The organism is Ilumatobacter nonamiensis YM16-303, assembly GCF_000350145.1.
Classification (GTDB): domain Bacteria; phylum Actinomycetota; class Acidimicrobiia; order Acidimicrobiales; family Ilumatobacteraceae; genus Ilumatobacter_A; species Ilumatobacter_A nonamiensis.
Genome location: NZ_BAOL01000012.1, coordinates 1 through 15,244, shown reverse-complemented (window position 1 = coordinate 15,244; position 15,244 = coordinate 1). Strand labels below are relative to the sequence as shown.

14 protein-coding genes are annotated in these 15,244 nt (G+C 67.9%); 9 read left to right on the top strand and 5 right to left on the bottom strand.

Translation table 11 applies throughout. From position 1 onward, the window contains the following. Positions 1 to 22 precede the first annotated feature (22 nt). On the bottom strand, positions 23 to 1,321 hold the full coding sequence (locus tag ON45_RS01960; protein ID WP_040491501.1) for a peptidase MATCAP family protein: 1,299 nt from the start codon (positions 1,319 to 1,321) through the stop codon (positions 23 to 25). Positions 1,322 to 1,438: 117 nt separating this feature from the next. On the opposite strand from ON45_RS01960, the gene ON45_RS01955 reads away from it, so the two are divergent. After that, a complete protein-coding gene (locus ON45_RS01955) occupies positions 1,439 to 1,927 on the top strand; it encodes a GNAT family N-acetyltransferase (RefSeq protein ID WP_040491480.1) in 489 nt (162 codons plus the stop codon). 5 nt (positions 1,928 to 1,932) lie between these two features. Here the strand turns inward: ON45_RS01955 and ON45_RS01950 are convergent, their stop codons facing one another. After that, a complete protein-coding gene (locus ON45_RS01950) occupies positions 1,933 to 3,015 on the bottom strand; it encodes a LysR family transcriptional regulator (protein ID WP_206537625.1) in 1,083 nt (360 codons plus the stop codon). 31 nt (positions 3,016 to 3,046) lie between these two features. On the opposite strand from ON45_RS01950, the gene ON45_RS01945 reads away from it, so the two are divergent. The 8 genes from ON45_RS01945 (at position 3,047) to ON45_RS01910 (ending at position 12,296) form a co-directional block, all read left to right on the top strand. Then, the gene (locus ON45_RS01945) at positions 3,047 to 3,922 is read left to right on the top strand and encodes an FAD binding domain-containing protein (RefSeq protein ID WP_040491478.1); all 876 of its coding nucleotides are present in this window, start codon (positions 3,047 to 3,049) and stop codon (positions 3,920 to 3,922) included. A gap of 3 nt (positions 3,923 to 3,925) precedes the next feature. After that, positions 3,926 to 4,414 (top strand): (2Fe-2S)-binding protein, encoded by a 489-nt coding sequence (locus ON45_RS01940; RefSeq protein ID WP_040491477.1) that lies wholly within the window; start codon positions 3,926 to 3,928, stop codon positions 4,412 to 4,414. Then, entirely contained in the window at positions 4,411 to 6,846 is a 2,436-nt protein-coding gene (locus tag ON45_RS01935) for an aerobic carbon-monoxide dehydrogenase large subunit (RefSeq protein ID WP_083914087.1), read from the top strand. The genes ON45_RS01940 and ON45_RS01935 overlap by 4 nt, the downstream gene beginning before the upstream one ends. 10 nt (positions 6,847 to 6,856) lie before the next feature. Next, positions 6,857 to 7,756 (top strand): XdhC family protein, encoded by a 900-nt coding sequence (locus ON45_RS01930; RefSeq protein ID WP_040491476.1) that lies wholly within the window; start codon positions 6,857 to 6,859, stop codon positions 7,754 to 7,756. Between the two features lie 3 nt (positions 7,757 to 7,759). Next, positions 7,760 to 8,641, top strand: a complete 882-nt coding sequence (locus tag ON45_RS01925) for an AAA family ATPase (RefSeq protein WP_040491475.1) — start codon at positions 7,760 to 7,762, stop codon at positions 8,639 to 8,641. Between the two features lie 61 nt (positions 8,642 to 8,702). Then, positions 8,703 to 10,034, top strand: a complete 1,332-nt coding sequence (locus tag ON45_RS01920) for a vWA domain-containing protein (RefSeq protein ID WP_051062283.1) — start codon at positions 8,703 to 8,705, stop codon at positions 10,032 to 10,034. A gap of 68 nt (positions 10,035 to 10,102) precedes the next feature. Then, positions 10,103 to 11,557 (top strand): MFS transporter, encoded by a 1,455-nt coding sequence (locus ON45_RS01915; RefSeq protein WP_051062282.1) that lies wholly within the window; start codon positions 10,103 to 10,105, stop codon positions 11,555 to 11,557. Positions 11,558 to 11,645: 88 nt separating this feature from the next. Further along, positions 11,646 to 12,296, top strand: coding sequence for a response regulator (locus ON45_RS01910; protein WP_083914085.1), 651 nt, complete (start codon positions 11,646 to 11,648; stop codon positions 12,294 to 12,296). Here ON45_RS01910 and ON45_RS20875 read toward each other — a convergent pair. The 3 genes from ON45_RS20875 to ON45_RS22890 form a co-directional block, all read right to left on the bottom strand. Continuing rightward, positions 12,284 to 13,330, bottom strand: a complete 1,047-nt coding sequence (locus ON45_RS20875) for a sensor histidine kinase (protein WP_158412138.1) — start codon at positions 13,328 to 13,330, stop codon at positions 12,284 to 12,286. The two genes, ON45_RS01910 and ON45_RS20875, sit on opposite strands and share 13 nt — an antisense overlap. A 67-nt stretch (positions 13,331 to 13,397) precedes the next feature. After that, positions 13,398 to 14,822: an HNH endonuclease signature motif containing protein gene (locus ON45_RS22895; protein WP_040491473.1), complete on the bottom strand. Its 1,425-nt coding sequence runs from the start codon at positions 14,820 to 14,822 to the stop codon at positions 13,398 to 13,400. 152 nt (positions 14,823 to 14,974) lie between these two features. Next, positions 14,975 to 15,244 (bottom strand): hypothetical protein (locus tag ON45_RS22890; protein ID WP_040491472.1); only part of this gene is annotated, 270 nt, incomplete at its 5' end.

Below are 15,244 nucleotides of genomic sequence, written 5' to 3'. Positions count from 1 at the left end.
CGACGGACCCCTCGGCGCACGGTCAGGTGACGGGCCCGGTGATCCTGTCGCCGAGGTCGACGTGTGGCGCCTGGTCGAGCAGATCGCCCACCGCGCCGGCCACGCTCGTCAGGTCGACGTCGGCCATGAAGGTGCTGAGTGTGAGGTGGCTCAGCAACCAGTTCGGGTCACTCGCCCACGGCGGAACGAAGCGGGCCGGACGACAGAGTCCGCGACTGCGGAGTTCGGCGAGCGCCGGGACCGCCCACAGGTCCAGCTTGCCGGCGAAGAGCAGCGCGACCGCATCCGCGCGCCCGGCGACGAACGCCGCTCGAACGAACGTCGACACGGCGAGGAAGCCCGACAGGTAGGTGCAGTCCTTGGTGAACGGGGCACCACCCGTGATCGGAGCACCGCGGAAGATCCGTCGGGTGGATTCGAACGCCTGCTCCGGCGCAGGACTCCGTTCGAGGAACCACCGGTACACCTCGATGAAGTCGGCTCCCTCGCAGGCCATCTGCACGCCGAGGATGCGATCGGCGAGGCGCCGCAGGCGGTCGAGCCCCAACGTGCCCGACACGTACTCCGAGTAGACCGCGAGTCCCTCCTGGGTCCGGGTCGTGCCGGGATGCCCGATCGCCAGGATCGGGAGATCGGTCTGCGCCCGACCGTTCAACCCGGTGGCCACGTGGATGAACGCCTCGTGGTTGAGGAGCTGCGCCGCGTCCTTCGCGGTGAACATCGCATCATGGCGAATCTTGATCCGACTGGTCGACGCGACGGCGTTCGCCGAGAGTTCGTCGACGATCAGGATCTCGGGCGCAGACTCCCCGAAGTGTTCGGTGACGGCTGCCTGCAGGTGATCGGCGATGTCCTGGGCGGTCCGGTTCCGCACGGGCGGTGGGACGAGCTTGTTCGTCGACAGCTCCGCCAGCGAATCACGAAACCGTTGGGCGAGTTCCAAGGGTGTCGCCGGATCGAAACGCAGCGGCCGGTCCGGTCCCCCGTACAGGCTGCGGCTGTGCTCGTGGAATTCCGGCGTGCCGACCGATGCGAGCATCCGCGCCGTGTGTTCGATCGCCGTCGCCTCGCTCTCGAGCCAGTCGTCGATGACCGATCCCGGTCGAAGCAGCTGACGCGCGGCGTCGACGCCATCGAGAACCGGGCCGGGATCGATCGGCGCGTACGTCGGTTCGGGCAACTTCGACGCGCCTTCGGCGAGGAACTTCTCGCGGATCTCGCCGGACCATCCGAGAGCGGACAGCACGCGCATCGGCTTCGCGATGTCGTGCAGGATCTGAGCGGATCGGCGATATCGCTCGTTGTCATCGTCGTGGTGCATCGGCGAACTCTTGCAGGTTTCTGCACCTCGCGGTGCCACTTCGCGGTCGTCGCTCGACTCGACCGATCTCGTCGAAATCGGCGTCACCCGCGAGTCGGATCACCGCGAAGATGGATCATGATCCGCCGCCTGGATCCTGACGAGTTCGAACTCCTGCGCGAGCTTCGACTCGGAGCGCTGTCCGACTCTCCGGATGCCTTCGGGTCGAGCTACTCCACCGAGGTCACGTACTCCGAGAACGAGTGGCGCCACCTCCTGAGGAGGGAGGGAAATCCGACGTTCGTCGACGAGGACGAGTCGGGCACCAACGGTCTGGTCGTCGCGGCCCGAGACGCCTCGGATGCGCGTGAGATGTGGTTGGTCGCAATGTGGGTTCGGCCGTGGGCGCGTCGTTCCGGCGTGGGCGATGCGCTGGTTCGACGGGTACTCCGGTGGGCCGTCGAACAGTCGGCAACGCGCGTGCGGTTGAGTGTGGTCGAGAGCAACGAGGACGCGGAGCGGCTGTACGCACGAAACGGTTTCGTCCGAACCGGCCGGTCGGAGGTGCGCGAACGGGATGCCGCTCGCGAGGTCGAGATGCAGCTGATCGTGTCTCCTTCGAGCTGAGCCGTTCAGCTCCAGAGGGTGACGTGCACACGCGGCTTGAAGCGGCCGATGTTCGCGCCGCTTCCGCGCAGCATCGCCTGGATCGCACGAGGCGTCGACACGAACCGGATGATCTCGTTCGCGAGTGGCGTTCCCACATCGTGGCGGAGCGCGAACGTCGACCACACGCCGTCGACCATCGCACCCGGGACATCGACGCGAACGAGGCGACCGTCGGCGAGTTCCGAGGCCGCCGCATGGGCAGCACACAGGGCGATCCCGTGTCCCGCTCGAGCCTCGGTCAAGGCAGCGGCGTGGTTCGGGAAGATCCGCTGACGGTCCTCCGGGACGCGGAAATGACGAAGGATCCGTCCCGCGCTGCTCGTGTCATCGACCGCCGACGGGCCGAGCAGCCACGTCGAGTCGGCCATCGCCGCGGGCTTCAGCCGACGCCCGGCCAATCGATGTCGCGCGCCGACGACGGCGACCAACTGGTAGCGCAGGAACTGATTCGTGCGGATGCTCTCCGGTGCCGACTTCGACTCCGGGCCGATCGCGACATCGACCACACGCGCGTTGAGGAGTCGTGGGAACTGATCCGGGCTCCACTCGCTCACCTCGACCTGCAGGTCGTCGGCACGACTCGAGAACAGCTCGATCAGTCCCGGCGCCGCGATCTCACCGAAGAGCGACGACACCGCCACCCGCAGCACGCGGTGACCTTCGCCCGCGGCACGGATCTCGTGGATCGTCTGATCCTGGAGACCGAGCATCTCCACCGCGCGCGCCGCCAGGCGCAAACCACCCGGCGTGAAGGCCAGGCCCGAGCCCGATCGGTGGAACAGGTCGTCACCGAGTTCCTTGCGCAACGCGGCGACGTGACTCGACACCGCAGCCTCGGACACGTCGAGTTCGCCGGCCGCTCCGCGCGAGCTCCCGTGCCGCGCGATCGCGGCGAACGTCCGCAGCTGCGTCGGTGTCAATCGAGTCCGCCCATCACCGCTGCCGCCCCACGCAGGCAACTTAACCATTCCCTTGAGTTGCTGTTGACCCGAAGCGCCGAGCCGTTCACGGTGAGCGTCGGGGAAATGCGCGTGGGTGACTGGCACCCATGTGCATCGAGAGGACAGGGGATGAGCCATGCAGGTACCGGCTCCGTTCGAGTACGAACGGGCAACGAGCGTCGATCACGCGATCGCGCTGATGGAACGACTCGGGGACGAGGCGCGACTCGTCGCGGGTGGGCACAGCCTCATCCCGATGATGAAGCTGCGCCTGGCCACACCCGAGTACCTGATCGACATCAACGATCTGGCGAGCGAGCTCGGCTACATCCGGGTCGAGGGCGATGAGGTTCGGATTGGCGCGATGACCCGCCACCGCGAACTCCTCGAGAGCAACGACCTCGCGGCGGTGCTCCCGATCTTCCGTGACGCCGAGAAGGTGATCGCCGACCCGGTCGTCCGCAACCGCGGCACGCTCGGCGGTTCGCTGTGTCAGGCCGATCCGTCCGAGGACCTGTCCGCCGTGTGTGACGCGATCGGCGCGTCGTGCGTGATCCGTGGAAGGTCCGGCGAGCGGGTCGTGTCGATGCACGACTTCCATCGCGGGCCGTACGAGACCGCCGTGGCCGACGGAGAGATGCTCACCGAGGTCCGCGTGCCGATCCGGCCGCACTCGGGCAGCGCCTACCACAAGGTCGAGCGACGGGCCGGCGACTGGGCGGTCGCCTCCGCCGGGGCAGCGGTGACGATGGACGGCGACGTGATCGCCGACGGGCGGGTCGGGCTCTGTGCCGTCGGCCCGAACCTCACGAACATCGAGCCGATCTCCGCCGCGCTCAGCGGCCAGGCGCCGTCCGAGGACCTCTACGCGACCGTCGGCCAGATCGCCGCCGACAACGCCACACCATCGACCGACACCCGCGGCACCGCCGCCTACAAGACCCATCTCGCCAAGGAGCTGACGATCCGTTCACTCCGCAAGGCCGTCGCCCGGGCGACAGGACAGGAGTAAGCCATGGAAGTCACGATGAGCGTCAACGGCGACGATGTCAGCCAGGAGATCGAGCCGCGCACGCTGCTCGTCCACTTCATCCGCGATCACCTCGGGTTGACCGGAACCCACTGGGGGTGCGACACCAGCAACTGCGGCACGTGCGTGGTGTGGGTCGACGACGAGCCGGTGAAGAGTTGCACCACGCTCGCCGCGATGGCCAGCGGCCACGACGTACGCACGGTCGAAGGGATGGAAGTCGACGGTGTGCTCGACCCGGTTCAGGAAGGGTTCATCCAGTGCCACGGACTCCAGTGCGGGTTCTGCACACCGGGGATGATGCTCACCGCCCGAGCCCTCCTCGATCGCAACCCGGACCCGACCGACGGCGAGATCCGCGAGGCGATCAGCGGCCAGATCTGCCGGTGCACCGGCTACTCCACGATCGTGCGCTCGATCCAATGGGCCGCCGCCAAGGAACGGGAGACCCCCGTGGAAGTGGGTGCGTCATGACGATCACCGAACCCGGCACCCAGAGTGCCGAGGACAACACCAACGCGGTCCCCACACCGACCGACAACCTGAACGATCACAAGCCGAACGGGTTCGGACGGATGCTCCGCAAGGAGGATCCGCGGCTCGTGCGCGGTCGTGGTCAGTTCTGCGACGACGTGCAGGTGCCGGGAATGCTGCACCTCGCGATTCTCCGCTCACCGATGGCCCACGCCCGGATCGTGAGCATCGACAAGTCTGCGGCCGAAGCGCACCCGAAGGTGAAGGCCGTCGTCACCGGTGCCGACCTCGCGGAGCACAACCTCGCCTGGATGCCGACACTCTCGAACGACGTCCAGGCCGTGCTCGCCACCGACAAGGTCCGGTTCCAGCACCAGGAGGTCGCGTTCGTGGTCGCCGAGGACCGGTACTCGGCACGGGACGCGCTCGAGTTGATCGACGTGGAGTACGAGTGGCTCGACCCGGTGATCGACGTCCGCCAGGCGCTCGCACCCGACGCCCCGGTGATCCGTGACGACCTCGAGGGCAAGACCGACAACCACTGCTTCGATTGGGAAGCGGGGAGCAAGGACGACACCGAAGCCGTGTTCGCCGACGCCCGCGAGAACGGGATCGTGGTCACCGAGGACATCGTCTACCCGCGGGTCCACCCCGCCCCGATGGAGACGTGCGGTTGCGTCGCCGACCTCGACCCGGTGTCGGGCAAGTTGACCCTGTGGAGCACGACCCAGGCGCCGCACGCCCACCGCACGGTGTACGCGCTCGTCGCCGGATTGCCCGAGCACAAGATCCGGATCATCGCACCCGACATCGGCGGTGGCTTCGGCAACAAGGTGCCGATCTACCCCGGCTACGTCTGCTCGATCGTGGCGTCGCTCCTGATCGGCAAGCCGGTCAAGTGGATGGAGGATCGCACGGAGAACCTGGTGTCGACCGGGTTCGCCCGCGACTACATCATGCGCGGTGAGATCGCCGCCACCAAGGAGGGCAAGATCCGCGCGATCCGCACCGAGGTGCTCGCGGACCACGGCGCGTTCAACGGAACGGCTGCGCCGGTGAAGTATCCCGCCGGTTTCTTCGGCGTGTTCACCGGCAGCTACGACATCGAGGCCGCCTACGCCCACATGAGCGCGGTGTACACGAACAAGGCGCCGGGAGGGGTCGCCTACGCGTGTTCGTTCCGGATCACCGAGGCCGTGTACCTCGTCGAACGGATGGTCGACGTGCTCGCGTACGACCTCGAGATGGACCCGGCCGAGCTGCGACTCCAGAACTTCATCCAGCCCGAGCAGTTCCCCTACGAGTCGAAGACCGGCTGGGTGTACGACTCGGGTGACTACGAACCGACGATGCGCAAGGCACTCGACATGGCCGGCTACGCCGAGCTGCGCGCCGAGCAGGAGGAGAAGCGCTCCCGCGGTGAGCTGATGGGGATCGGCATCTCGTTCTTCACCGAAGCCGTGGGAGCCGGCCCGCGCAAGGACATGGACATCCTCGGACTCGGCATGGCCGACGGCTGCGAGCTGCGCGTCCACCCGACCGGCAAGGCCGTGGTCCGGCTCTCGGTGAAGACCCAGGGTCAGGGCCACGAGACGACGTTCGCGCAGATCATCGCGCAGGAGATCGGGATCCCGCCCGACGACATCGACGTCGTCCACGGCGACACCGACAACACGCCGTTCGGCCTCGGCACCTACGGGAGTCGCTCGACTCCCGTGTCCGGAGCGGCCGCGGCACTCGTCGCCCGCAAGGTGCGCGACAAGGCGCAGATCATCGCGTCGGGAATGCTCGAAGCATCGGTCGCCGACCTCGAGTACGAGGCGGGCACGTTCCGGGTGAAGGGCGACCCCGAACAGTCGGTGACGATCCAGGACATCGCGATGCGCGCCCACGGCGCCGGCGATCTGCCCGAGGGCATCGAGGGCGGCCTCGAGGCACAGATCTGCTACAACCCCGAGAACCTCACCTACCCGTTCGGCGCCTACATCTGTGTGGTCGATGTCGACCCCGGCACCGCCGAGGTCAAGGTCCGCCGCTTCGTCGCCGTCGACGACTGCGGAACCCAGATCAATCCGATGATCGTCGAGGGCCAGGTCCACGGCGGGCTCGCCGACGGTGTCGGCATGGCGCTGATGGAGATGATCTCGTTCGACGAGGAGGGCAACTGCCTCGCCGGGTCGCTGATGGACTACCTCATCCCGACGGCGATGGAGGTCCCCGACTGGGAGACCGGCCACACGGTCACCCCGTCACCGCATCATCCGATCGGGGCGAAGGGAATCGGAGAATCGGCCACGGTCGGTTCTCCCCCGGCCATCGTCAACGCGGTCGTCGACGCGCTCAAGCCGTACGGGATCCGTCACGCCGACATGCCACTCACGCCCAGCCGGGTGTGGGAGGCGATGCAGGGCAACCACACGCCGCCGATCTGAGCACATTCGGATGATCGCCTCGCAACGACACGCCACCCGCGTCGCCGAGTTGGTGACACAACGCCGCTCATTCGTCCGGGCGACCGTCGTGCGCGCCCAGTGTCCGACCTCGGCGCGCCCCGGCGACGCGGCCATCGTGCTTCCCGACGGCAGCATCGAAGGCTTCGTCGGCGGGCAGTGCGCCGAGGAGTCGGTCCGCACCGCAGCGCTCGGTGCGCTCGACTCGGCCGAATCCGTGCTCCTCCGCATCCTGCCCGGCGACGGCGACGAGTTCCCGGAGACGCAAGGCGCGGTCACCGTGGTCAACCCCTGCCTGTCGGGCGGCGCAATCGAGGTGTTCCTGGAACCGAGTGTTCCCGCGGCGCGCATCGTGGTGGTGGGCCACACCCCGATCGCGGAGGCACTCGCCCAGTTCGGTGCTCAGCTCGGGTTCTCGATGGACCCGGGTGACGACGTCGCCGACGTGAACGGCGCGACCGCGGTGTTGATCGCGAGCCATGGTCGAGACGAGGAGGACATGATCCGAGCGGCGCTCGACGCCGGAGTCCAACTCGTGGGGCTGGTGGCGAGCAGGACGCGCGGCCGCGCGGTCATCGACTCACTCGGCCTCACCGACGACGAACGCAGCCGCGTGCGGAGTCCCGTCGGTGTCGACATCGGTGCGCGTACCGCCGAAGAGATCGCGGTCTCGATCCTCGCGGAGGTCGTCCGGTCGATCCGCGTCGATGGCCTGACGTCGGCCCCGTCGTCCACCGACGAACCCCCACCGTCGACCGCGATCGATCCCGTGTGCGGCATGACCGTCACGGTCGTGGCCGACACTCCGCACCTCCACCACGACGGCGCCGACTACTGGTTCTGCAACCCCGGTTGCCGGACGCGGCACGCCGAAGAACTCGGCGTCGCCTGACCGATGAACGACGACTCCGCATCGTCCCCACCGTTGGCCGACCTTCGCGCCCGCCTCGACGCGGCGGACTACCTCGTCGACGACGGCTTGTCGATGGCCCTCCACCTCGCGATCGAGCTCGGCCAGCCACTGTTGCTGGAAGGTGAGCCCGGCGTCGGCAAGACGACCGCGGCGAAGGCGCTCGCCGAGGCCACGGGCGGGGAGCTCATCCGGCTGCAGTGCTACGAGGGAATCACCGCTGCGGAGGCCCTGTACGAGTGGAACTACCCCCGCCAGATGCTCGCGATCCGGATGGCGGAGGCGAACGAGTCGGCGATGAGCAACGACGACCTGTTCACACCCGAATTCCTGCTCGACCGACCCCTGCTGCGCGCGGTGCGCTCCACCGCCCCGACTCCTCCGGTGCTCCTGATCGACGAGATCGACCGATCCGACGACGAGTTCGAAGCGCTTCTCCTGGAGTTCCTCGGTGAGGCGTCGGTGACCGTGCCCGAGCTCGGAACCTTCACGACGCCGCGCCCGCCGATCGTGATCCTGACGTCGAACCGCAGCCGCGAACTGCACGACGCGCTGAAGCGACGGTGCTACTACCACTGGATCGACTACCCGTCGGTCGAGCGCGCCGCCGCGATCGTGCGCCGTCGGGTCCCGGGTGCCTCGACCGGGTTGGTGGAGGCGGCGACGGCATTCGTGTCGTCGTCCCGCCGTCTCGACCTGGACAAACCGCCGGGTCTCTCCGAAGCGATCGACTGGGTGAGCGCGCTCCACGCCCTCGACATCTCCGAGTTCGCTCGCGAACCCGCCATGGCGACGATCGGCTCGATCGCGAAGACGCCCGACGACACGCTGGTGCTCCGGCGTGCCGCAGAGGAGCACGCGTCGTGATGCTCGCCCACCATGAAGCTCTGATGGTCGTGCAGGTCGCCGGCCCGGTGGGTCTCAGTGGATGGGCGGCCGTCATCGGAGCGCGCTGGTACTCGCTCACCCGACGCTCGCGACCGCCGGCCGACGGAGCGTCGGCGCCCGGAACATCGTCCTCGGGCGCGAGGTGACCCGACACGACCTCGTCGCCGGGGTCGACCGCGCGTTGTTCACCGCCACCTACGCTGCTCGACTCCGCGATGCCGGGGTCGACGTCGGCTTCAACTCCGTCGAACGGTGCGCAGCGTCTCTCGACGCCGTCGGCCCACTGACACTCGACGACGCCTACTGGGTGCTTCGCCTCAGTCTCGTCACCCGGTACGAGGACCTTGCCGTCTTCGACGCAGTGTTCGAGACCGTCTTCGACAGCGTCCTCCACGTGGAGATGGGATGGGTGTCGCCGAGGTCCTCGCCGCGCCCGCCGCCCGAGGGAACCGACGACGACGTACTGGTGCGCGCCCGGCGCGCCCACGACCCCGGCGCACCCCGAGCGACAGCGCTTCCGTGGGCAACGCTTCCCACGACCGGTGACGAGGACGATCTCGACGACGCCGGGTCCGACGACCACCTCGCGATTCCGGATCTGCTCCCGACCACCGACACCGGGATCCTGGACCGACCGTTCGACCTGCTCGACGACGCGGAACTCGAACAGCTGGCGGATCTGCTCACGTCGTCGGCAACGGTGTGGCCCGAGCGGCGGTCGCGCCGGAGACGCCCCACCCACGGCGGAGGCCGCACAGCGCTGCGACGCTCGATGCGGTTGGCGATGAGAACCGGTGGCGACGTGATGACCCTCGTGCACGATCGACCTCAGCGGCGACCTCGACCGGTGGTCGTGCTGCTCGACGTGAGCGGATCGATGGAGCGCTACGCCCGCGCGTACCTCCATCTGGTCCGCCCGCTCGCGATGGTTCACCGCGCGGAGGTGTTCGCATTCGCGACCGAGCTCACCCGGGTCACGGCAGCAATGCGCGTCCGATCGACCGCCGACGTGATCGACCACATGAACGAGTCGGTCGGCGACCGCTTCGGTGGCACGCGCATCGCGCACAGCCTGCGGGCACTGCTCCGCCACCGCTCGTGGAGCACCTCGACCCGCGGTGCCGTCGTCCTGATCTGCTCCGATGGGTGGGAGACCGACGACCCGGCCGAACTCGAACGGGTGATGCGCCGACTCGCGCTGCTCGCCCATCGCATCGTGTGGGTGAACCCACGCGCCGCAGCGACCGAGTTCGAGCCGCTGGCAGGAGGGATGTCGGCCGCACTCCCACACTGCGATCGCTTCCTCGCCGGGAACACGGCCCGCTCGATGGCCGAGGTCATCGCCGCGATGACCGAACCGACGTCCGCCTGAGCCACCGACAGGTGGTCGCATGTCTCACCGGAGAGTCGGGTCGAGGTGCGTCGTTACCCTGCGTCGACGTGAACAGGGCGACGACACGCGAGGCTCGGGACCAGGTCCAGGGCCGCATCGCGCGCAACGGTCGCTACCAACGCTGGGTTCTGCTGACGGCGCTCGCCGGGATGTTCGCAACCACCTTCCCGGTGACCCTCCTCGCCGTGAGCCTGGCGACGATCGCCGAGGATCTCGGAACCACCGAGACGGTGATCGCGTGGGTGATCTCGGCACCGCTGCTCGGCTCGGCGATCGCCCTCCCGATCCTCGGAAAGCTCGGCGACCTCTACGGCCATCGCCGCGTGTTCCTCACGGGGTTCACGATCTCCACCGTCGTCACCGCGCTCACGATGTTCGCGTGGGACCCGCTGTCGCTCATCGTCCTCCGCGGCCTCGCGGTCGTGATCGGTGCGGCGACGATCCCGTCGTCGATGGCGCTGATCAACAGCGAATATCCCCGGTCTCAGCGCGCGAAGGCCATGGGCTGGTGGTCGCTCGTCGCTGCGGGTTCCCCCGCGATCGGTCTGGTGATCGGCGGGCCGCTGATCGACGCCGTCGGTTGGCGGCCGATGTTCGGGATCCAAGCGGTGTTGTCGGTCATTCCCGTGGCGGCGGCCTACCTGGTCCTCCGCGAAACCCCGCGCCGCACCGACGTCGGGTTCGACGTCCTCGGTTCGCTCACCCTGGCACTCGGAACCGGGGGCTTCATGTTCGCCCTCAACCAGATCCCCGCTCGTGGGTTCGACCCGGCGATCGCGATCGCGTTCGCCGCCGGCGCGATCGGTCTCGCTGCCTTCTGCGTGGTCGAGTCCCGCGTCGCGTTCCCGCTCCTCCCGCTCGAGTTCTTCCGTCGGCGCAACTTCACCGCGTCGATCCTCGCCGCCCTGTTCTCGGGAGCTGCCTACATGGGTGGCTTCATCCTCGCGCCCTTGCTGCTGCAATCGGTGTTCGCGCTGTCGGTCTCGGCGACGTCGTTGGTGATGCTCGTTCGGCCGGCGTCGTTCTCGGCGACTTCGCCGATCGGTGGGTCGATCGCCACGAAGATCGGCGAACGACCCGTCGCCATGTTCGGCTCGGTCGCGATCGCTGTCGCGCTCGTGCTGCTCGGGTTGGGCGGAACATCGGACCTGCTCATCCTGGTGGTCTTTGCGCTCGTGCTCCAGGGCATCGGCAACGGCACCTCGCAACCGACGATCACCGCGACGCTGTCGAACTCGGTCGACGAGGCCGACCTCGGAATCGCATCGGCCGCGCAGCGCATGGCATTCCAGGTCGGTTCCGCCCTCGGCATCTCGACCCTGACCTCCATCTATGGCGGAACCGAAGAAGCATCCGATTTCCTCACCGCCTACCTGGTGGGAGCAGGACTCGCCGTCATCGCACTCGCCTTCACCTCGATGATCCGCTCCACGACATTCGACGACGAACCGAACGACGACGACTCAGCCAGGACCGAGGTCGGTGGGCTCGCTCGCCGCTGATCGTTTCCCGGGACCGACGCCAGGGTTGTGCTAGGTACTAGGCGGTGCGCGGCCGGATGAGCGATCGAGGTTCATCGGAGGAGGGTCCGTGATCCGGGTGTTCCTGCTCGACGATCACGAGATCGTGCGCCGTGGTGTGGCCGCGAGCCTGTCGACCGAACCCGAGCTGCAGGTCGTCGGCGAAGCGGCCAGTGCTGCAACGGCGTTGGCCATGGTGCGTGAGTGCCGACCTGACGTGGCCGTCCTCGACGTGCGCCTCGGTGACGGCAGTGGGATCGATGTCTGCCGAGCGATCCATGACGAGTTCCCCGAGATTCGATCGCTGATCCTCACATCGTTCGAATCCGACCGAGCGCTGGTCGACGCGCGACGCGCAGGTGCCGCCGGGTTCCTCCTCAAGGAGATCCGGACGACGAATCTCGTCCGCGCGATCCGCGAAGTCGCCGGCGGTCGCACGCTGCTCGATGACGCCGTCGTACGTCAGGCCTCGAACCGTCTGCACGACAGCGAAGAAGGTCGACTCGAGGTTCTCACTCCGCAGGAACGGCAGATCTTCGACCTGCTCGGCGCCGGCCAGACGAACCGTCAGATCGCGCACGAGGTCTACCTCGCGGAGAAGACGGTCAAGAACTATGTCACCAACGTGTTGTCGAAACTCGGCATGTCGCGTCGGGCCGAGGTCGCCGCGCTCGCAGCTCGGCTCGACGAACGACGACGCAACGCCGGCTACGACGGTTGACCGCGACGAGGCCGTGCCGGCTCCCTGAGCGGCACCGACCAGATCAGGACCGTGCCACCTGCCGATTCGGCACGTCGGATCGTGCACCCGCCGCCGAGCTGTTCGGCGCGCCAGGTCATGTTCGCCAGCCCACCGAGCGGCTTGACGGCTCCGTCCACGCCGACGCCGTCGTCGGTGACCTCGAGGTCCAGCGTGCGTCCGTCTGCGCGAACTCCGACGTCGACGGTCGAGGCGTGAGCGTGGCGAACCACGTTCGACAGCGCTTCGGTCAGCGTCGCGGAGAGGTGTTCACCCACATCGGTCGCGATCGAGTCCACGTCGCCGGTGATGTCCAACGTCGGTGCGAAGCCGAGCCGTACCGCGTGATCGTCGACGATCTGCATGATGCGCGTGGAGGTGATCTCGTTGGCCTCGTCCTGACCGAGTCGGTAGATCGTCCGCCGGATCTCCGCGATGGCGTCGTCCAACTGGTCGGTGATTCCCTCCAGTTGATCGGCGGTCGATCGAGGTGTCACCTGCTGCGCGATGGCGGACAGACTCATCCCCGCAGCGAACAGGTGCTGGATGACGAAGTCGTGCAGATCCCGGGCGATCCGTTCGCGGTCCTCGTGGAGCGCCACCCGGGCGCGCGCCTCCTGGCGCTCCGAGACGTCGCGGACCGTCGCGATGAAACGCACCTCGCCCAGGTCGACCGGGCTGAGACTGATCTCGACGGGGAAGAGCGTGCCGTCGGCGTGCTCGGCGAGAAGTCGCAGGCCTGATCCCATCGGTCGCGTGGTGGGCGATTCGATGTACCGCTCACGATGCTCGACATGGCGCGCTCGCTGCTCGGCAGGCACGAGCGACTCGACGGTGGTACCGAGGAGCTCATCCTGCGTCCGCCCGAAGATCTGTGCGGCGGCAGGGTTCGCCATCGTGATGTCCCCGTTGCGGTCGACCAGGAGCAAGCCGTCCGGAGACGAGTCGATCAATGCCGCCGCGAGTGCCTGGGACGTGTGCGCAGTCGGATCTCGCTCGGGCGGCTCGGGTTGCACATGACCTCCACACATCGTGACGTTCGGGACACTACTGCCGCGGGTGCCAGGGACCAGGCGGTGATGATCAGCGCGCGGTCGGAAGATCGGCGGCGTCGAGTCGAACGATCGACCACCGAGCACCAGGGCTCGGCGCCGCGCGTGTTCTGGCCGTTGCGATGAATTCCTCCCACGAGATCGTGTCGAACTCGACCGACTCCGGCGGATCGGAGTCGGCCCACCGAGGTTCCCGTTCGCCGACGGGCAGGATCGTCGTGCCATCGGGTCGGATCAGGTGGATCCGGCCGTTCGCCGCCCGGCGACTTCGCAGACCGGCGCGTTCCTTGAACCGGTTGTGCGAACCACAGCCCGGCCCCGCGTTGCCCTGATCGGTCGGTCCTCCGTCAGCGTGACGCACGAGATGGTCGACATCACAGAACTCAGCGGGAATCGAGCAGCCGGGATGAGAGCAGGTGAGCGCGATCAGTTGCGCAGCCTCGCGTGCGGCGCCGGTGAACAGACGTCGACGAACACCGAGGTCGATCGTCACTCCGACGGCGTCGACCACCGCACGCCGAACCGTCCCGCTGATCATCGCCCGCACCGCATCGTGCTCGTCGATGCGAACGCCGGTCGATGTCTCACACCGATCCCACGACGGGTCGTCGTCAGCGACTCCGAACACGGCAGCATCGTCGACGAGACCGTGAGCTGCGAGGGTCCTGCCGGCGCGACCGGCGGTGAACAGGATGTTCACGATCGGCTCCGGACGCTGCGCGTCGGGTGGCGTCGACACGTACGCCATGTGAATCGCATACTCGGCGGCGAAACGCCGCTGACGCGCCGAACGCGACAACGGATACTGATCCGCCGCATCGCCGTGCTCGGCGCGGCGCTCCTGCACGTCGCGACGGAACTCGTCCTGGACCGCCTGGTCGAACACCGCCTTCATCTCCGCACCCTGCAACGCCGTGCCACCGCTCACCGCAACGTGCACACCATCAGGCCCGGCCGCCACGGTCGCCGAGGCGTCGTGGTCGTCAGAGGGGTCAGCGCCATCGGCGTCAGCATTCGCGACGACCCGATCGACGAGCACTCCGAAGTCCTTCGGCGGAAAGTGTTCGGCATGCTCGGTCAACAGTGGCACGAGATCCTTCACCCGCTCACTCACGCGCGGATGGGCGTTCGCCCTCGCCAGCAGGTCCGCGTTGCTCATCGACACCCGGCCTGCAGCAAACGCCTCGCCGGCGGCCGGACTCTCGTTCATCAACCTGCCACGCCGCCGGATCCGGTTCGCTTCCGCACCCGAGCAGTTCAGATGTGCCTCGAGGTAGCCAGTCATCGACCGGTGGCCATCGGTGAGGAACTGCTGACGCTGCTCCACGACCGCGGCGATCAACGCGAGTTTCGCCTCGGCATCACGGCGATCGAGCTCCGCCGCCCGCAACAGTTCGTCGAGTCGCGCTGGCGGCATCGCCACCAGCTCCTCGACCTGCTGCGCCCGATCGTCCATGTCGCCAACAGTAGAGGGTACACACGTTCGAGTCAAGGGATTTCGCCAGGTTGTTCCTTCCCTCGACGAACATCCAGGGACGCGGCGATGGGCGCCCCCGTCAGGAGCGCCCATCGTCATGAAAGGGATGCGGTCAATGCACCGCTGTCGGATCAGCCGATCCGGAGCTGGCGCAGGAACGTGCGGATCACGCCGCCGTGGTCGAACCCCGAAGCGTCCGACTCGGCGTCGGCGTCGGTGGCGTCGACGCTCGGCGCCTGGGCCCCGACGGGTGCGCTGAGCGCTTGCGTTGCGGAACCTTCGGTGGCGCCCGACGCATCGCCGTCGACGCTCTCGAGCGTGAACTCGACCGTGGTGCTGTTGCCGAGCACGTCGTAGGCGACGAGGGTGTTGTTGCCCTCGACCGCACCGAAGACACCCGG